We start from the raw sequence: 17,878 nt of genomic DNA on the forward strand, positions 1-17,878 counted from the left end.
ACGCCTTATGAAATATTCTTTAATGTAGTGTTGCACTTAATTTGACAATTCAAGCAAGAAAAAAAGCAACTCCCAGAATGTGGAAGTTGCTGGTTGAATCATTTCGAATTTAGAACGTTCTGATTGGCGTAATCAATTGAACAAAGCTGTCACTATCTTCTGTTGGGGTCAACGTAAATGGCCGAAGCGCAGAAGTGAAGTCGATGTTAATGGTTGCCTGACTGAATGAACGCAATGCATCCTTCATGTAATCAGGATTGAAAGAAATTTCGAGTTCGTTACCTTCAAGGGTCTTAGGCTCTAAATCTTCTTCAACATTACCAACATCTGGCGAGTTACCGTAGATTGTTACTGACTTCTTGTCAGGATCAATGGTAATTTTAACGACATTGTTTCTGGATTCATGTGAAAGTAATGATGCCCGTTCGATGGCAGCTAAAAGTTCAGGTGCTTCAAATGAAATTCGGGTATCGTGTGAATCTGGAATCAGACGAGTCGTATCAGGATAATTGCCTTCAAGTAATCGTGAGTAGAACAATGTGTTACCAATAACGAATAAGGCTTGGTTTTCTGTAACTGATAAGGAAACTTCTTCTTGAGCGTCATCAATCATTTTGGATAATTCGGTCAAACTCTTACCGGGTATGACGAAATCATAGGAACCATTGATGGGCTTTTCAAGAGTAACTTTCCGTTGACTCAATCGGTGACTATCAGTCGCAACCGCCATAACGTGGTTCTCTGAAATCACAAAATGAACCCCAGTTAGAATTGGTCGACTTTCTTGGTTAGAGACTGCGACAACTGTTTGACTAATGATTTGTTTGAAAAGATCGGCAGCCAAAGGAATTGAATCGTTTGTCTGAATTTCAGGAAGGTGTGGATAATTGTTGGCATCCAAACCATTGATCGTAAATGAAGACTGGCCTGAAGTAATCATTGTTTGGAAGTTTTCACCAACTTCTAAAGTAATGGTATCTTTAGGCAGCTTTTTAACAATTTCTGTAAAGAATCTGGCTGGTAACACAATGGCACCTGCAGATTCAATTGCTAACATATTGTCTGGATCGTCAGCCTTTAATGTGGTTTCAATGGAAATATCAGCATCACTACCTGTTAGTACCAGACCATCAGGACCAGCAACTATTTTCAGTCCTGTCAGAATTGGAATAGTTGTTTTAGTAGAGATTGCTCTTGAAACGGTGTTAAGACCTCTTGTGAATGCTGTTCGACCAATGGAAAATTTCATACTGTAATCGACCTCCCGGAAAGTGTAAGTATATATTAATTAATAAAAGAAAAGAGAAGTAACAGTAGGGCATGTGGATATTGTGGATAACTTTTCACAAGTCTTTGGTCCCTAACGCTGAACCTGTGGATAAGACTGTGCACAACTTATTGACTTCTCTGTTATTTATCCACAGTCGATTATACCATTTTAGTTCAGGGCGCTTTTAATATCCGAGATTTCTTTTCTTAAATCGGCATCAAGTTTGATAATTTCAGCAATTTTATCGCAGGCATGAATAACCGTTGTGTGATCCTTACCGCCGAATTCTTTACCAATCTTTGGCAGCGAGTTACTGGTCATTTCTCTGGACAAGTACATCGCAATCTGGCGAGGCATGACGATTGATTTCATGCGTTTCTTGCCTTTGAGATCATTGATGGAAATGTGGAAATAACTGGCAACTTTGTTTTGAATGTCAACGATTGAGAGCTGACGGTTGTCTTGGCTCAACTTCAAGCCACGGAGTGCTTCATAGACCAAGTCAGTGGTAATCGGTTCATCTTTTAATTTGGAATAAGCTTGGACCCGAGACAGTGCGCCTTCAAGTTCCCGGACGTTAGAGTCAATTTGACCGGCAATGTAAGACAATGTGTCGTTGGGAATGACCAGGTTATCCAACTTGGCTTTATTTTTGAGAATCGCAATTCTGGTTTCAAGGTCAGGTGGTGTAATGTCTACTGGCAGACCCCAGGCAAATCGAGATACTAACCGTTCCTGTAACTTAGGGATTTCTTGAGGAACTCGATCTGAAGTTAAAACAATTTGTTTGTCGTTATTATAGAGATCATTAAAAGTATGGAAGAACTCTTCTTGGGTTCCTTCTTTTTGGGCAAAGAATTGAATATCATCAACCATCAAAATGTCGACGTCCCGGTATGCGCGTCGGAACTCTTCAGTTCGATTGGTTTGAATGGCGTTAATGAAGTCGTTGGTGAAGGCTTCACTGGTGACATATTTAACGTTGGTTTCTGGATGATCCTCAAGGCGCTTGTTACCGATGGCCTGCATTAAATGGGTTTTGCCCAAACCAACGCCACCATAGAAGAACAAAGGATTGTAAAGTTTCCCGGGTTCTTCAGACACAATTAAAGCAGCGGCGTGGGCCATTTGGTTGCCTTTACCGATAATAAAGTTATCGAACGTGTAATTGGGATTGAGATGATTTTCCTTACTAAATGAAAACTTGTCATCGTCTTGTTCCTGATCTGCATTGTTATCCACAGGTTTTTCTTGCGCTTCTTTATTAACGTCTGAATCCAGAATAAACTTTGGCTCGATGTTACCTTTGGTTATCACAAAAGCGTACTCAATCAAGTTTGGTGCCAATTGTTCTTTCCAGTAATCCCGATGCAATTCAGAAGGTAAAGATAAAGTAAGTGTGGATCCATCAAAGCTGATCGGTTTGACTGGTTTGATCCAGGTATCATATGTAAGGTCAGTGGTGTTGCTGCGAAATTGATCGCTTAATTTCTGCCATAATGAATCCTTATCTAACACTACGAATTCCCCCTCTGTTTTTTAGTCGTTGAACGAAATGCAAATTAATTTTAGCATTCCCCAGAAAAGTTTTCCACAGGCAAAAACAGCCTGTGCATAATTGTTTCACAGGGGTGGACGAAATGTATAAGTACCCTGTGGAAAAGTGGATAACGCACAGCAAAACACAGGTAATGAACAGGCAACTGTGGATAACTAAACCTGATAACAACGGCTTTATCCTGAAATAAATTTTAGAAATCCACAACCTGTGGATAACTTTTAAAACAATGTGTGAACTTGTGGATAACCTTGTGCAAATCTCCAAAATCGGCTATGATTATTTGTGCGGTTATCCACACTTATTGTTCATGAAACAAATTTTAAATTATTTTTGATTTAATCAATCATGCAAAAGACTATTCCATTAGTGGACAAATTATGTTAATATATTTGGGAAATGCATTTGAACATATTGTAATTAAATGCTTAAACGCGACTTTTACAGTTAAAGGAGGAATTTATCATGAAAAGAACTTATCAACCAAAGAAACGTCATCGCGCTCGCGTTCATGGCTTCCGTAAACGTATGAGTACCAGCAATGGTCGTAAAGTGTTGGCTCGCCGACGTCAAAAAGGTAGAAAATCATTGTCTGCATAGACCACTGACCATTCAGTGGTCTTTTTCATTTATTTTTCAAAAATCTGTGGAGATGGATCATGCGAAAATCGTATCGAGTAAAAAAAGAGTCTGAGTTTCAAGAAGTATTCGAAACTCATAACTCCGTTGCAAATCGTCAATTTGTTGTCTATTCTTTGGACAAACCCAATCAATTACATTTTCGCGTCGGTATTTCTGTTGGTAAGAAGATCGGTAACGCGGTACATAGAAATTGGGTTAAGCGAAGAATTCGCCAATCCCTGTTGGAATTAAAGCCTTATCTCCGTCAGGACGTTGATTTCATCGTGATCGCACGTCCGGCAGCTGATCAAATGGCAATGGCTGATGTGAAAGCCAGCTTAATTCACGTACTCAAGTTAGCTAAACTAATCGATCCCAACTATGATAGTGAGGAAAAAAGTTGAAAAAGAGAATAAAGAAATTACTAGTATTACTATCATTAGTAAGTTTGACGGTAGTACTTTCCGCATGTAGCAATGCACCAATAACCAATCACAGTACAGGTATTTGGGATGGCTGGGTTGTCTTGAACTTCTCCAGAGCCATTATCTGGCTGTCTAAATTCTTTAGCGACAACTACGGAATGGGAATTATTGTCTTCACCATTCTTGTTCGGATTGTTATTCTGCCATTGATGATTTATCAAACCAGAAGTATGCGCAAGACCCAAGAGGTTCAACCGCAGCTGAAGGCTTTACAAAAGAAGTATTCATCAAAGGATGCAGCAACCGTTCAAAAGCTTCAGGCTGAACAAAAGAAGCTGTATGCTGAAGCAGGTATCAATCCATTAGCCGGCTGTTTGCCATTGATTGTTCAGATGCCAATTCTGTTTGCTTTGTACCAAGCAATTTGGCGGACTCATATTTTGAGAAGTGGCACATTCTTCTGGCTGCAACTTGGTCATCCGGATCCATACTTCATCCTGCCAATTCTGGCTGCATTGTTCACTTTCATTTCTTCATGGTTGGCCATGAAAGGTCAGCCTGAATCCAATTCAATGACGACGATGATGACAATGGGGATGCCATTCTTCATTTTGATCATGGCCGTCAGCTTACCATCAGCGCTGTCATTGTACTGGGTAATTACCAACGCGTTCCAAGTAGGTCAAACCCTGGTTATTCAAAATCCTTGGAAGATCCGTCGTGAACGTGAAAAGAAACAACGTGAAGAGCGTGAAAAACAACGGGCAATTAGAAAAGCCGTTAAACGTGCGAAGAAGAGTAAACGTAAATAATTGATATTAACAGCGTGGTCATTTGGCCAGGCTGTTTTTTTATTCTCAAAATCAGTTAAACTAAGTTAAATGGATGATTAAAGGAAGTTAACGATGAAAAAAATTGTGATTGCCGTAGACTCGTTTAAGGGCAGTGCCAGTTCAACCGAAGCAGCTGAATATTTAAGTCGTGGTCTCATCCAAGCAAACCAGTCAGTTGAAGTGACCAAAGTGCCGCTTGCCGACGGTGGTGAAGGGACCGTCACAGCCATTCTCAGTGCCACTGACGGCAAATCGATGACCACGAAGGTGTCTGGACCTGTTGGTGGTCAAATGGACGCTAAGTGGGGTTTGATTGATGATCAGACAGCCGTTATTGAAATGGCTGCCGCTGCAGGATTCACCCAAGATAAGAATCGTGATGTTGCCCTTAAATCGACGTATGGTGTTGGCGAACTCATCCAAACCGCAATTGATCACGGGGTTACCAAAATTTATCTGGGTCTGGGTGGCAGTTCGACCAATGATGGTGGCGTCGGGATGGCCCAAGCTTTAGGTGGTCATTTTCTTGATCAAAATGGTGCTGAAATTACTCAGGGAATTGACGGCTTGGGACATTTGGCCAAAATTGACTTAACTGGCTTACAAGAGCGTCTCCGCCAGGTTCAAGTGATTGGTCTTTCAGATGTTGATAATCCCCTGACCGGAGAAACCGGTGCTACCCAAGTCTTTGGACCACAGAAAGGTGTTGGCCCGGACCAAATTGGATTGTTCGATCACCGACTTCATCGACTGGCCGATTTAACGGCGAGTTCACTTGGGGATGATTTCTCAAACGTGCCTGGTGTGGGGGCTGCTGGTGGTCTTGGATTTGGTGTCTTGGCATTTCTTGGTGGACGTCTAACATCTGGGATAAATGCCATCATTCATATCGTGGGATTGCAGACAATAATTCAAGATGCCGACTTGGTGATTACAGGCGAAGGCCAAATTGATCGTCAGACATTGAACGGCAAATTACCGATGGGCGTTTTGAAGGTCGCTCAACAAGCCAAGGTTCCGATTATTGCCGTTGCTGGAAGTGTGAGTGATCATATCCAGCCGCTTTATGAACAGGGGTTTGATTTGATTGTTTCCACCACGACTCGCCCCATGAGTGTGAGTGATGCAATTTCTGCGGCGCCTGAGTTAATTACCCAGACTGGGTATCGGTTGGGTAAGATGCTTTTATTTGGAAAAAATTGAGCTAAGTGAAATGAGGATTTTGAAATGACAAAACTAATGAAAGCTGCTCAGATTCAAAAATATGGACAGCAGCGACTAGATATTGTTCAAGTGCCGATCCCAGTAATTAGGGATAATGATGTCCTGGTGAAAGTTGCGGCGGCCAGTATTAACCCGATTGATTTGAAAACTCGCGACGGTCAGCTCAGAATGTTATTGAAATACAAAATGCCCCTGACTTTGGGGAGCGATTTTTCTGGAACGGTGACTAAAGTTGGCAAATCCGTCGTTGCTTTTCACGTCGGTGATCAGGTTTACGGTCGGGTTCAGAAGAATCGGATTGGGACATTTGCTGAGTACGTGGGGGTTGATCAAGGTGACATCGCACTAAAACCTGTTAATCTCACCCTGCAAGATGCTGCGGCAATTCCGTTAGTCGCATTAACCAGCTACCAGGCGCTGGTTGACGTGATGCAAGTCAATCCTGGTGATAAGATCTTGATTCAAGCGGGTTCTGGTGGAATTGGCACGATGGCCATTCCAATCGCCAAGTCGTTAGGGGCATTTGTTGCCACAACGACAAGCGCTAAAAATGCAGAATTAGTCCGCAAACTTGGTGCGGACCAAGTCATTGATTATCATCAAACTCACTTTGAAGATGTTTTAGTCGATTATGACTATGTATTTGACACACTGGGCGGTCAAGCCTTGATAAATTCGTTTCGCATTGTGAAACCTGGTGGTAAAATTGTCTCAATTTCTGGAATGCCGAATGGTCGGTTCGCGAAAAATTATGGATTACCAGGTTGGAAACGACTTGCACTTTCGCTGGCAACGATGAACATTGCTCGATTGGAACGTCGAACTGGGGTTGAATATGACTTTTTGTTTATGAAGCCGAGTGGTCGCGAGTTGACCGCAATCACGACCTTGATCGAACAAGGCGTGGTTAAGCCGATTATTGACCGGGTGGTGCCCTTCGAAGATATTCAGTCTGCTTTTGATTATTCAGCCTCGGGGCGAGCGAAAGGAAAGATTTTAGTTGCGATCGGGTAGTTATACAGTTATACGATACAAATAAAACGGACCAGAGATGAACAATATTCGCTCATCACTGGTCCGTTTCACGTATACGACAGCAATTTGTCTACCAAGTTCAATCTGCACGATCATCCTCGGTTTGATGTATGTTTATTGATATCTCATACCGCCATCTACCAGAATCGATTGACCGGTAATATAGGCAGCATCTGGGGACGCAAACCATGACACAACCTTGGCAACGTCTTCTGGAGTTGCTTCTCTGCCCAGTGAAATTTCACTGAGGCAGTTTTTTTGTTGCTGCTCAACTGAAATACCTTTGATTTCAGCCGTTCGTTTATCAATCCCATCTCTTAATGGCGTTCTGACGATTCCGGGATCGTAGGCATTGACCGTGATTTGGTCCTTGGCTAATTCTTTGGAAGCTGCCTGAGTAATTCCGCGGACACCAAACTTTGAAATTGAATAGGCACTTTGAAGAGCAGAAGCCTCAACTCCAGCAAGGGATGCAGCGTTGACAATTCGACCGCCGTGTCCCTGTTTTTTGAATTGCTCAGCTGCTGCTTGGGTGCCCCAATAGGTTCCTAACAAATTAACATCTAGCAATCGGCGAATGTCTTTTTCTGCAGAATCAACAATTTCATCGATGAAGGCCACACCGGCGTTATTGACGTATACTGCTAATTCGCCAAGATCGGCAACCGCGTTTTGTACCAAATCAAAGACACTATTGCGGTCAGCCACATCCAAATGGTATGACTTTGCTGAATAGCCTGCTTTGGTTAAATCAGCAGTTACCTTATCAGCAGTTTCACCGTTAATATCTGCGACAGCAATCGCAAACCCGTCTTTTGCTAATCGATGCGCGATTCCTTCACCAATTCCTTGTCCTGCACCAGTTACAATTGCTAATTTTGCCATTATATCCACCCCAAATTTATCATATTTTTTCCATAAAATTAAAAAAGCTTCTGCAGTATACACTGCAGAAGCGAATAACACTTTACCATTCTGATTTATTTAACGATTGCCCGTTAAACCTTGATAACCACCGATTGTCGATGGTGTGTCTGCTAACGGGGACCTATCCGTTTACTGCTCATGATCAAACTCACAGTAACCAATCACCGGCCATATTCGTTTGAGTTGAATATTGGCTCTCATCAACGCCAACTCTCTGGCAAACAACGCCAAACTACTCACCGATTCATTTTGTTTAACAAATTATCATTTAATTAGAATCGAATATAGCCCTCATTGTTTTATTTGTCAACCGATTTGAATTAATCGACTGAGTGTGGATTGTCTTTTTGACTGACAGGATAGTTCATGACGTCGGCGTCCAAGATGTCATACTTCGCCATTAAGGCATGCTCAACTTTTTCACCGATTGCATACGCAGTTTTTAGATCCGTATCATCAGCCAAATAGATTCCGATTTTCATTACAATTTGATCACCCAACCAGCGAGGTTCAATTCCCTGGATGCCGAGAACCCCTGGAATGGTGCTGATTGTTTTACTGTATTGTTCAATGTCTTTAGGGTCGAAACCTTCACTTAAGCGCATGATGGTGGTCCTGAAAATACTGATTGATGAATGAAAAATCAAACAACCAACAATCAAAGTTGCGACACCATCCAACCATTGGGCACCAAGATAAGCACCACCAATGGATAGAAAGGTGCCAAAACTCGTCCAAGCATCGCTCTTAAGATCTTGACCTGATGCGGTTAACGCCTGGTTATTGAGCTGAATGCCCTTCTGTTTGTTAAATTGGGCCAGGATTGCAATGATACTGGCTGCAATGAGACTAACGGCGAGTGACCAATAGTTTGGACGAATGGTGTGGCCAGCAAGAAATTTGCCAACCGCGAAAACACCATCGACAAAAATTTGGATACTAACAGCAAACATAATCGTTGCTGAAAGTAGTGCTGCAATGTTTTCATATTGCCAGTGTCCCACGACATGATTGGAATCAGGTGGACGTTTTGAAACTTTTAAGCCGATAATCAAAATGGCTGCCCCACAGACCCCAGTCAGGTTATTTAGGCCGTCAGCGATCAACACGGTGATTTGTGCAAAAAAGCCAATAATTAGTTCCGCAACCATGATGGCTGAGTAGGCGCTTAGGTTGACCCAGGTAATCTGCTGGGCCTCTTGAAGCTTGCTAAGTCGGTGTTGGCGGTCGATTTGAATGTTCCGGCCGGCGTCATATTGATTTGTGTTTGCCATCTTATCACTTCCTAAATCGAAAACCTAAAGCGGCTGTGATCATAGATTGGTGTCCAACCCGACAAAAAAATTCTAGTCAAAGATGCTATTATTACCCATTATATCGACTTTATTGCGATTTAGTAGTTTGACGATTTCAAATGTGACAAATTATTTAAAGTTTGCGTTTAGTTTCCGTTTTTCGCAACAAACCGTTTAATAATGCGCATTTTTATGCTATTATTAACCAGTTAATTCAAATAAAGGGAGTTCATTATGACAATTTACTCTGGAAAAACCATCCAAGACGCCGTAGAACAGGGTTTAACCGCATTATCACTCACTCAGGACCAAGTTGAAGTTACTGTTATTCAACAACCTAAGAATGGATTTTTAGGTTTCGGTCGCAAACTTGCACAGGTTGAACTTGCTAAAAAATCAAATACTCAAACTGAAACAATTACTGATAAACCAAGCCAAAAGCCAGTTTATGATGCCCATACTGATAGTGAAGAAACTGAAAACACCATTGATGTCGAAGAAGTTTCTCAAAAATTAGCGAATTACTTGAACGATGTCCTTGAAGCAATGGGGTTCTCGTTCAAATTAAAGTTGGATTTAAAGAGCCGTCACTCAATTTATATTGATATTGATACTGACCAGGAGAGCCGCTTAATCGGCCGTCATGGCCGTACGATTAATGCGCTTCAAAATCTCTCACAGATTTTTATTAATCGTCTTGGTGCCAATAACGTCAATGTTGAATTGGATACTGCAAACTATCGATCAAGAAGAAGCGAATCATTGGTTCAGTTAGCTGATAAGACCGCTCGGAATGCCATCGCAAATGGCAAACCAGTGTACCTTAATCCAATGCCGGCATTTGAACGGAAACAAATTCATAATGCGCTGGCTGACAATGATCATGTCATGACTTACTCGACTGGTAAAGAACCCCACCGAGTGATTGTGGTTGCACCAAAATAGTTCTCAAAACTGATTGACAATTCAGCATCTATAAAATATTATGTAGGTAATCATTCTTATCTTAACTAGGTAAAGTAGTCAAAGTGCTTTATCCATGCTATCTCTTTTTAGCATGGAGTGGCGCTTTTTTTGTGCTTTTAGATAAGTTTTGTGGTTAAATAAAAACACTATTCAATTATTCGTGGAGGGAAGCTTAATCATGGTATTAACAACAACAGAATTTGATACGATTGCAGCTATTTCGACACCGCCTGGTGAAGGTGGCATCTCAATTGTCCGGATTAGCGGGGAAGAGGCGTTTGATGTTGCCAAAAAGCTCTATCGTGGGAAAAATCTCGATAAAGTTGCTAGCAATACAATTAATTACGGTCATATTGTTGATCCCGAAACGAATGAAGAAATCGATGAAGTGATGCTTTCGGTTATGAGAGCACCCCATACCTATACTGAAGAAGATATCGTTGAAATCAACTGTCATGGCGGGATTGTTGCCACTAACCGGATTCTCCAATTGGTTTTAAGTTATGGTGCCAGAATGGCAGAACCAGGAGAATTTACCAAACGGGCCTTCCTGAATGGTCGAATTGATTTATCACAGTCTGAAGCGGTAATGGACCTAATTGAAGCCAAAACGGATCGTTCAATGAAGGCAGCAATCAGCCAGCTGGACGGTAATTTATCACATTTAATTAAACATCTGCGAAAAGATATTCTCGATGTGCTTGCTCAAGTTGAGGTTAATATCGACTATCCGGAATATGATGATGTCGAGACGATGACCAGTAAATTATTGCGGGAAAAGGCAACGGATGTCCATACCCGAATTGTCCAACTGCTAAAGACAGCCAAACAAGGTAAGATCTTGCGTGAAGGTTTAGCAACTTCAATTATTGGTCGACCAAATGTTGGTAAATCAAGTTTACTGAACAATCTGCTGCACGAGGACAAGGCGATTGTGACCGACGTGCCTGGTACCACTAGAGATGTTCTTGAAGAATACGTGAATGTGCGCGGTGTGCCATTGAAATTAGTGGATACTGCCGGAATCCGTGATACGACAGATAAGGTTGAAAAAATCGGGGTTGATCGTTCGAGAAAAGCGATCAACAGTGCTGATTTGGTCTTGCTGGTCTTAAATGCCAGTGAGCCTTTGACTGATGAAGATATCAAGTTATTAGATGCCACTAAAGATAAACAGCGGATCATCATCCTTAACAAGACAGATTTACCCACCAAGATTGATTTGGATAAGCTCAAATCGCTTGCTGACGGCAATAACATCATTTCGACTTCTGCGATTAAAGCGGATGGTTTAACGCAGCTCGAAGAATTAATCGCCAAGATGTTCTTCGATGAAGGAATTGAAAGCAGTCAAAATGACGTCATGGTTACTAATGCCCGACACATCGGTCTGTTGAATCAAGCTAAACAAGCGTTGGAAGACGTTGTCAAGGGCCTCGATGATGGCATGCCGGTTGATTTGGTCCAGATTGATATGACTCGCTGTTGGGATTTCTTAGGTGAAATCACCGGTGACAGTTATCAAGATGAATTAATTGACCAATTATTCAGTCAGTTCTGTTTAGGAAAATAACCTGTTTCACATGAAACATTTGGAGGAAAAACAGTGAAAAGTTTAAGAGTTAGCGATGTTAAACAAAAGTATCGCGGCCAAGATTATGATGTTATCGTCGTAGGTGCCGGCCATGCTGGTTGTGAGGCTGCATTAGCAGCTGCCAGAATGGGGAACAAGACCCTGCTTTTGACAATCAACTTGGACATGGTTGCATTCATGCCATGTAATCCATCTGTTGGTGGCCCAGCAAAGGGAACTGTTGTCCGCGAAGTTGATGCTTTAGGTGGTGAAATGGGTAAGAATATCGATAAAACCTACGTCCAGATGCGGATGTTAAATACCGGTAAAGGCCCTGCTGTTCAAGCATTGCGGGCACAGGCAGACAAACATGCCTACCATGCTGAAATGAAGCATACAATTGAAAAAGAACCTAATTTGACTTTACGACAGGGAATCGTTGATTCTCTGATCGTTGAAGACGGTGTTTGTAAAGGTGTCATCACGAATACCGGTGCTGAATGTTACGCCAAGGCAGTGGTGATTGCTGCCGGAACCGCCGCCCGTGGAAAAATTATTATTGGTGAGTTGATGTACGCTTCTGGTCCTAATAACTCTCAGCCTGCCGAAAAGCTTTCAGGTAACCTGGAAGAACTCGGTTTCGACCTGGAAAGATTTAAGACTGGTACCCCACCACGAGTTGATGGCACAACCATTGATTACTCAAAGACAGAAGAACAACCCGGCGACGAAGAGCCGCATCATTTCAGCTTTGAGTCATCCGATGACAACTATCTTGCAGTTAAAGATCAATTATCTTGCTGGTTAACTTACACCAACGAAACGACTCATAAAATTATCCGTGATAATCTTGACCGGGCACCGATGTTTACCGGTGTTATTGAAGGCGTTGGCCCTCGTTATTGTCCTTCAATCGAGGATAAAGTGGTCCGGTTCGCTGACAAGAGTCGCCACCAATTATTCTTGGAGCCGGAAGGTCGCAAGACTGAAGAGTGGTATGTTGACGGCTTATCAACTTCAATGCCGGAAGAGGTTCAGCAAAAGATGATTCATTCGATTGTCGGAATGGAAAACGCTCAAATGATGCGTCCCGGTTATGCGATTGAATACGATGTTGTCGCACCATACCAACTCAAGCCAACCTTGGAAACCAAAGTTGTCAAAAACCTGTATACGGCTGGCCAGACCAACGGAACTTCGGGCTATGAAGAGGCTGCCGGTCAAGGCTTAATCGCCGGAATCAATGCTGGTCGAAGAGCTTTGGGTAAGGGTCCATTCGTCTTGAAGCGAAATGAAGCCTATATTGGTGTGATGATTGATGATTTGGTTACTAAAGGTACCAAAGAACCCTATCGTTTATTGACCAGTCGAGCCGAGTATCGCTTACTTTTGCGGACAGATAACGCGGATATGCGTTTGACAGAAAAAGGTCATGAGATTGGCCTAATTTCTGACGAGCGTTATGCAAAATTCTTGGCAAAGAAAAAAGCGATTGAAGATGAATTCGACCGCTTAAGTACCATTCGGATCAAGCCTTCTGACGAGGTTAACGAATTTGTTCAGGCGCATGGTGATAAGCCGCTTCAAGACGGCGTATTGGCATCAATTTTCCTCCGTCGACCTTATGTTGACTACAAGACGTTGATGCGGTTTATTCCCAAATCAGAAGAAACCCCGGACCGTCACGTGATTGAACAGATTGAAATTCAAACCAAATATGCCGGCTATATCAAGAAAGCTGAGCAAAGTGTTGAAAAGATGAAGCGCATGGAAGCCAAGAAGATTCCTGACCGAATCGACTATGACGCCATTGATGGCATTGCCACCGAGGCGCGTCAGAAGCTCCAAAAGATCCATCCGGAAACCATTGCCCAAGCATCAAGAATAAGCGGTGTTAACCCTGCAGATATCGCCATTTTGAGCGTTTATATTCAGCAGGGAAGGATTAGTAAGTTGGCAGAATAACAGAGTGTGACGAAACCCGTTTTGACCCCGGAGCATAAGATGATTCATTCAATAAGGAACGGTTTTGGTTCCTTGTTGAATGAATTGTCTTATGCAGTAGGGGTCAGGGTTGTCGGAACACGTTTCGGCTATATATCAGTAAGACAACCAACAAAATGAGTTTAGAGTAAACACATTTTGATTAGTTAAAATCAACCAAATAAGGCTGGGAGCAAATTGCTCCCAGCCTTTTCATTAATTCAAAGCCTGCTGCTTATTATGAATGGTACTAAACAGAAATAAACTCAAGCCCATGCAGCTCATAATTGCCACTGACATCGGCAAATACGTGCCAGTTCCCATCAATCCAACCAATGGTGACATAATGCCACCAATTGCGTTTTGAGAAAGCCCCAGCATAGCCGACAAGCCACCGTTATTATGCAATGTTAGATTCATGATAATTGACGTTGTTAAGGTAAATAGCATTCCGAATTGCGTGACCGTCAAAAATACTAAGATGATCACTAGGAACAAATTATTCAAGAATAATGCACTGAGTGTGAGTGAAACGGATGTGATGAAGGTGGATGTCAGAATCACTTTTGTTTGGCCCGCTTCGGTGAATCTCCCTGCTAAAGCACCAGGAATGACTGAGCCAATTGCGATCCCGATACCATTTAATGCATAAAGCAGACTGAAACTCTGAACTGACATATGGAAAAAATTCTGGAAAACAAATGATGATGCAGAAATATAGCTGAATAAGCCACCAGATACCAAGCCAGTTGCCAGAACCAATCGCATGAAGCGTGAATTTTGCAGCAACTTGAACATTTGCCCAATTGATTTTCCGGGACTCCCAGAGATTCGATTTTCAGGCGGTAGTGTTTCCTTGACCCCCAGCCATAAGGCGATCACTAAGACGAATCCAATTCCTGCCAACAAGATGAAGATTCCTTGCCACTCAACGTAGCGGATCATAAAACCGCCGATGACCGGTGAGATCACTGGGAAAATCCCGTTGACTGCCGATAACATTGAGTAGAACTTAGTTAGGAGTGGGCCTGAGAACATATCTGATGCAATGGCGCGGGACAGCACCTGTCCGCTTGCTCCTGCAAGGCCTTGAATGAATCGTAGAAGGATTAATAGATAAACCGAGCTGCTGTAAGCAATCATCAACGATACCAAGCCAAAGATGAAGAACCCAATCATCAAGGGCTTCTTTCGCCCATATTTGTCACTCAAAGGCCCAGAGATTAGCTGTCCGAGTGCCAATCCAATTAGACAGGCACTGAGGCTCAACTGAATCAGGGATGGCTGGGCATTCAGATCACGAGTCATTTCGGGCAGTGCCGGTAAATATAGATCAATTGAAAGTGGCCCAGTCGCACTGATTGTTCCCAGAATGAAGACCAACCAGATTTTACTTTTTAATTTTGGAGTTGCATTCATGTCGTTACCTCTATTTCACAAGCAGAGTCATACAAAATATCATACAGTTTGATTTTAATATGAGCAATAAATTAGGGTTCCCTTAATTAGCGGCGAAAGTGTTGTCATGGTGGGCAAATGTGATAGAATTAATATCGATTGCGTAAGCTAACCGTTATGGATAGTATGCATTCCTAATTGTGTAGTTCACAAAGGAGCTTGAAATGAAAGTATTTAAAGAAATCATGAGTTGGGTAATTCCCATCCTGGTCGGCCTATTGGTTGCCCTTTTAATTCGCCAGTTTGTCTTTACGTTTGCCAGAGTTGACGGACCTTCAATGGAGCCCAACTTGGTTAACAAAGAAAGGTTAATCGTCTGGCGGCATGCCAAGGTCAAGCATTTGAGCGTCATTGTCTTTGATGCCCATGGCGAAGACCCAACGGCCACTAAGCCTAAGACAGATTATGTCAAACGGGTCATTGGCCTTCCTGGTGACACAGTTTCCAGCAAGAATGGCAACCTTTATGTGAATGGTAAAGTTGTGCCACAGAAGTTCATCAGTATGAATGAGCGGACGACCGGTACTGGGAATTGGGATTTGAAGTCACTTTCCAAGAGCTGGAATAAGAATACCAACGCTACTAAAGTTCCCAAGGGTGAATATTTTGTCCTTGGTGATCATCGAAGTGTTTCTAATGACGGTCGATACTGGGGCTTTGTGCCAAAGAAGAAGATTACTGGAGTTGCTAAGACTTTCTTCTGGGAAACTAATAAGACCAAACGAACCAACGTTAATAATTTGGGATACTAAAAATTCTCACACGACAAATAATCTCACTAAAAGATTAATTACGAAATCTTTTAGTGAGATTTTTTATTTATTATACGAAATTATTTTCGGCTTATCTGTAACGTCCAGTTTTGTAATACTACCATTATCTGGCTGTTCAACATAGGGAACAGTCTCTGTATAAAGGGTTGCCAGATTTCTCAAAAATGTTCCATGTGAAACAACCAGGGCATTTTGACCATCTTTTAATTCGTTTTGGATGTGCTCAACTGCGACTTGAATGCGTTTTTTAAGATGATCAGATGTCTCTGCTTCGTGAAATGGGTCGGCATCATACATAAAGTCACGCATTTTCAGTAACCCATATTCCTTAATTAGATCTTCCTGATTGCGATGCCCAAGTGGCCCGCCAATCATATTCCAGGTTTGGATGCTGTCAATGCCTTCAAAAGAACCAAAGTAAATTTCGCGGACGTCCTGATGCACCTCACGGGTGATATCTTTGGAAGCTTGGTTATTGTCCAGAATAATTCCCAATGTGTGGATGGCACGCATCATATCGGAGCTTATCGCTAAGTCAAAGTGGGTCTGTGCCAGCTTTTGGCCGGTTGCCTTTGCTTGGGCTTCCCCTTTTTTAGTCAGGGGTGAGTCGATCCAACCCTGCATTCTACGAAATTGATTGAGTAAAGTTTGACCGTGACGGACAAAATAAATGGTTTTCATATCGAATCCTTTCGAGTTATTTTCTGTATCTAATTATATAAGAAATGCGGGCAAACAACACCCCTAACCACATATTTATTCGAGTTCACAATTTCGTCACACTTATTTAAGGCTGATTTAAGTTCGCGGCAATAATATAAAGACAATCAATTTTGAAAGATAAATTGGTCAAACAAGTGAACTTACTCCTCCAAAGTATGAAACTTGATTATCTTACGTCTCCCCCAAGAAGTAAGATCCCCTTTAATATGAATATGATTTGTAGCAACGCCTGGGTCCTTAGTCTCGGGCGCTTTTTTGTGGTCTGTGTGCAATTTGGGATTATAATAAAGTTAACATGGAGAGAATGGAGTCTTTCAAATGGATCATCAATTAACCCGGTTAAGTAAACGATTATCATTTGTTCTGCGTCACCATCCGGACAAGATTGGCATTCGGCTGGATCATTATGGTCGGGTAGATTTGCAGACGTTGATTGAAAAATTTAACCGGCACTATGGAACCCCAATCAGTGAAAAAATAATCCGCGAAATCATGAAAGATAGTGACAAGCAGCGATATGCGATCGAAGGTAACACAATCAGGGCGTTATATGGCCACAGCGTCCCCGTAGAGCCCTTAACGCCACCGACTGAACCACCAGAGAAGCTCTATCACGGAACCACACACGTGGCGGCTGAATTCATTGTCGATGAAGGCTTAAAAAAGATGGACCGCGATTTTGTGCATTTGTCTGCCAATACCAAGATGGCTGTTCAGGTGGGCAAAAGACGTGATCCACACCCTGTTATATTCGAAGTGGCTGCGAGAAAAGCTGCCGATTCAGGAATTTTATTTTATCCAACACAAAGCGGCATTTGGCTGGTTGATGCAATGCCGGCCAATTTCCTTAAAATTATTGCTCAGTAAAGAAATGAAGGGACACCAAGATGAGTAATCAAGATGAAAAAGAACCAAAACCAGCTAAGATCAGAAGGCCCATGCAGGGAAACTGTCCAAAGTGCCATCGACCAATGTCGATTAGTTACGGGCTGAATCGGTGTCCTAATTGTGGCTTTATATTTAAGTCGAATTTCAAAGTTGAATAGAGTGTGACGAGATCCGGGTGATCGCGGTGCATAAGCAGGCAAGGGCAATTGATGAACGATTTTTATTCATTGATTGCCCTTGCCTGTTTATGTGTAGCCATCGGGGTCATCAGAGCACGTTTCGGCTAGAGCGTGATGAGGGCTGTGTGCCCCCGGAGTGTAAGACGG

At 42.4% G+C, this 17,878-nt stretch carries 16 protein-coding genes; 10 read left to right on the forward strand and 6 right to left on the reverse strand.

Translation table 11 applies throughout. The annotated features are described in order from the left end of the window. Positions 1 to 109 precede the first annotated feature (109 nt). Together dnaN and dnaA are read right to left on the reverse strand one after the other, a co-directional pair. Positions 110 to 1,249, reverse strand: a complete 1,140-nt coding sequence (gene dnaN, locus FD05_RS02815) for a DNA polymerase III subunit beta (RefSeq protein WP_020281628.1) — start codon at positions 1,247 to 1,249, stop codon at positions 110 to 112. A 189-nt stretch (positions 1,250 to 1,438) separates the two neighbouring features. Further along, entirely contained in the window at positions 1,439 to 2,788 is a 1,350-nt protein-coding gene (gene dnaA, locus FD05_RS02820; protein WP_020281629.1) for a chromosomal replication initiator protein DnaA, read from the reverse strand. A 505-nt stretch (positions 2,789 to 3,293) separates the two neighbouring features. Between dnaA and rpmH the strand changes: the two genes are divergently transcribed. From rpmH to FD05_RS02845, 5 genes are all read left to right on the forward strand, one after another. Then, the gene (gene rpmH, locus FD05_RS02825; RefSeq protein WP_013729124.1) at positions 3,294 to 3,428 is read left to right on the forward strand and encodes a 50S ribosomal protein L34; all 135 of its coding nucleotides are present in this window, start codon (positions 3,294 to 3,296) and stop codon (positions 3,426 to 3,428) included. A 59-nt stretch (positions 3,429 to 3,487) separates the two neighbouring features. Next, positions 3,488 to 3,853 carry a ribonuclease P protein component gene (gene rnpA, locus FD05_RS02830; RefSeq protein WP_020281631.1) on the forward strand — a complete coding sequence of 122 codons (366 nt, stop codon included), beginning with the start codon at positions 3,488 to 3,490 and terminating at the stop codon, positions 3,851 to 3,853. Next, positions 3,850 to 4,686 (forward strand): membrane protein insertase YidC, encoded by an 837-nt coding sequence (yidC, locus tag FD05_RS02835; protein ID WP_039933131.1) that lies wholly within the window; start codon positions 3,850 to 3,852, stop codon positions 4,684 to 4,686. Before rnpA ends, yidC begins: the two co-directional genes overlap by 4 nt. A gap of 93 nt (positions 4,687 to 4,779) precedes the next feature. After that, on the forward strand, positions 4,780 to 5,910 hold the full coding sequence (locus FD05_RS02840) for a glycerate kinase (protein WP_020281633.1): 1,131 nt from the start codon (positions 4,780 to 4,782) through the stop codon (positions 5,908 to 5,910). A 24-nt stretch (positions 5,911 to 5,934) separates the two neighbouring features. After that, a complete protein-coding gene (locus tag FD05_RS02845; RefSeq protein ID WP_039933132.1) occupies positions 5,935 to 6,945 on the forward strand; it encodes an NADP-dependent oxidoreductase in 1,011 nt (336 codons plus the stop codon). A gap of 135 nt (positions 6,946 to 7,080) precedes the next feature. Here the strand turns inward: FD05_RS02845 and FD05_RS02850 are convergent, their stop codons facing one another. Then, on the reverse strand, positions 7,081 to 7,851 hold the full coding sequence (locus tag FD05_RS02850) for an acetoin reductase (protein WP_020281635.1): 771 nt from the start codon (positions 7,849 to 7,851) through the stop codon (positions 7,081 to 7,083). A gap of 362 nt (positions 7,852 to 8,213) precedes the next feature. After that, a complete protein-coding gene (locus tag FD05_RS02855; RefSeq protein ID WP_020281637.1) occupies positions 8,214 to 9,167 on the reverse strand; it encodes a cation diffusion facilitator family transporter in 954 nt (317 codons plus the stop codon). A gap of 255 nt (positions 9,168 to 9,422) precedes the next feature. Between FD05_RS02855 and jag the strand changes: the two genes are divergently transcribed. The 3 genes from jag (at position 9,423) to mnmG (ending at position 13,692) form a co-directional block, all read left to right on the forward strand. Then, positions 9,423 to 10,133 (forward strand): RNA-binding cell elongation regulator Jag/EloR, encoded by a 711-nt coding sequence (gene jag / locus FD05_RS02860; RefSeq protein WP_020281638.1) that lies wholly within the window; start codon positions 9,423 to 9,425, stop codon positions 10,131 to 10,133. A gap of 199 nt (positions 10,134 to 10,332) precedes the next feature. After that, positions 10,333 to 11,727 (forward strand): tRNA uridine-5-carboxymethylaminomethyl(34) synthesis GTPase MnmE, encoded by a 1,395-nt coding sequence (gene mnmE / locus FD05_RS02865; RefSeq protein WP_020281639.1) that lies wholly within the window; start codon positions 10,333 to 10,335, stop codon positions 11,725 to 11,727. Positions 11,728 to 11,760: 33 nt separating this feature from the next. Next, positions 11,761 to 13,692, forward strand: a complete 1,932-nt coding sequence (gene mnmG / locus FD05_RS02870; RefSeq protein ID WP_020281640.1) for a tRNA uridine-5-carboxymethylaminomethyl(34) synthesis enzyme MnmG — start codon at positions 11,761 to 11,763, stop codon at positions 13,690 to 13,692. A 234-nt stretch (positions 13,693 to 13,926) separates the two neighbouring features. On the opposite strand, the gene FD05_RS02875 is transcribed toward mnmG, so the two are convergent. Continuing rightward, positions 13,927 to 15,129, reverse strand: coding sequence for a multidrug effflux MFS transporter (locus FD05_RS02875; RefSeq protein ID WP_020281641.1), 1,203 nt, complete (start codon positions 15,127 to 15,129; stop codon positions 13,927 to 13,929). A 203-nt stretch (positions 15,130 to 15,332) separates the two neighbouring features. Here FD05_RS02875 and lepB point away from each other — a divergent pair, with 203 nt between their 5' ends. Further along, positions 15,333 to 15,920, forward strand: a complete 588-nt coding sequence (gene lepB, locus FD05_RS02880) for a signal peptidase I (RefSeq protein ID WP_020281642.1) — start codon at positions 15,333 to 15,335, stop codon at positions 15,918 to 15,920. Between the two features lie 63 nt (positions 15,921 to 15,983). Here the strand turns inward: lepB and FD05_RS02885 are convergent, their stop codons facing one another. Next, positions 15,984 to 16,622 (reverse strand): histidine phosphatase family protein, encoded by a 639-nt coding sequence (locus FD05_RS02885; RefSeq protein ID WP_020281643.1) that lies wholly within the window; start codon positions 16,620 to 16,622, stop codon positions 15,984 to 15,986. Positions 16,623 to 16,982: 360 nt separating this feature from the next. On the opposite strand from FD05_RS02885, the gene FD05_RS02890 reads away from it, so the two are divergent. Next, the gene (locus FD05_RS02890; RefSeq protein ID WP_020281644.1) at positions 16,983 to 17,531 is read left to right on the forward strand and encodes an RNA 2'-phosphotransferase; all 549 of its coding nucleotides are present in this window, start codon (positions 16,983 to 16,985) and stop codon (positions 17,529 to 17,531) included. Positions 17,532 to 17,878: the final 347 nt, after the last annotated feature.

Source organism: Lentilactobacillus otakiensis DSM 19908 = JCM 15040 (assembly GCF_001434145.1).
GTDB lineage: Bacteria > Bacillota > Bacilli > Lactobacillales > Lactobacillaceae > Lentilactobacillus > Lentilactobacillus otakiensis.

What these genes read in the sequence shown, in the direction of transcription:
- dnaN (WP_020281628.1), bottom strand. Translation starts at nt 1,249, where the DNA reads ATGAAATTTTCCATTGGTCGAACAGCATTCACAAGAGGTCTTAACACC.
- rpmH (WP_013729124.1), top strand. Translation starts at nt 3,294, where the DNA reads ATGAAAAGAACTTATCAACCAAAGAAACGTCATCGCGCTCGCGTTCAT.
- rnpA (WP_020281631.1), top strand. Translation starts at nt 3,488, where the DNA reads ATGCGAAAATCGTATCGAGTAAAAAAAGAGTCTGAGTTTCAAGAAGTA.
- FD05_RS02840 (WP_020281633.1), top strand. Translation starts at nt 4,780, where the DNA reads ATGAAAAAAATTGTGATTGCCGTAGACTCGTTTAAGGGCAGTGCCAGT.
- FD05_RS02845 (WP_039933132.1), top strand. Translation starts at nt 5,935, where the DNA reads ATGACAAAACTAATGAAAGCTGCTCAGATTCAAAAATATGGACAGCAG.
- FD05_RS02850 (WP_020281635.1), bottom strand. Translation starts at nt 7,851, where the DNA reads ATGGCAAAATTAGCAATTGTAACTGGTGCAGGACAAGGAATTGGTGAA.
- FD05_RS02855 (WP_020281637.1), bottom strand. Translation starts at nt 9,167, where the DNA reads ATGGCAAACACAAATCAATATGACGCCGGCCGGAACATTCAAATCGAC.
- jag (WP_020281638.1), top strand. Translation starts at nt 9,423, where the DNA reads ATGACAATTTACTCTGGAAAAACCATCCAAGACGCCGTAGAACAGGGT.
- mnmE (WP_020281639.1), top strand. Translation starts at nt 10,333, where the DNA reads ATGGTATTAACAACAACAGAATTTGATACGATTGCAGCTATTTCGACA.
- FD05_RS02875 (WP_020281641.1), bottom strand. Translation starts at nt 15,129, where the DNA reads ATGAATGCAACTCCAAAATTAAAAAGTAAAATCTGGTTGGTCTTCATT.
- lepB (WP_020281642.1), top strand. Translation starts at nt 15,333, where the DNA reads ATGAAAGTATTTAAAGAAATCATGAGTTGGGTAATTCCCATCCTGGTC.
- FD05_RS02885 (WP_020281643.1), bottom strand. Translation starts at nt 16,622, where the DNA reads ATGAAAACCATTTATTTTGTCCGTCACGGTCAAACTTTACTCAATCAA.
- FD05_RS02890 (WP_020281644.1), top strand. Translation starts at nt 16,983, where the DNA reads ATGGATCATCAATTAACCCGGTTAAGTAAACGATTATCATTTGTTCTG.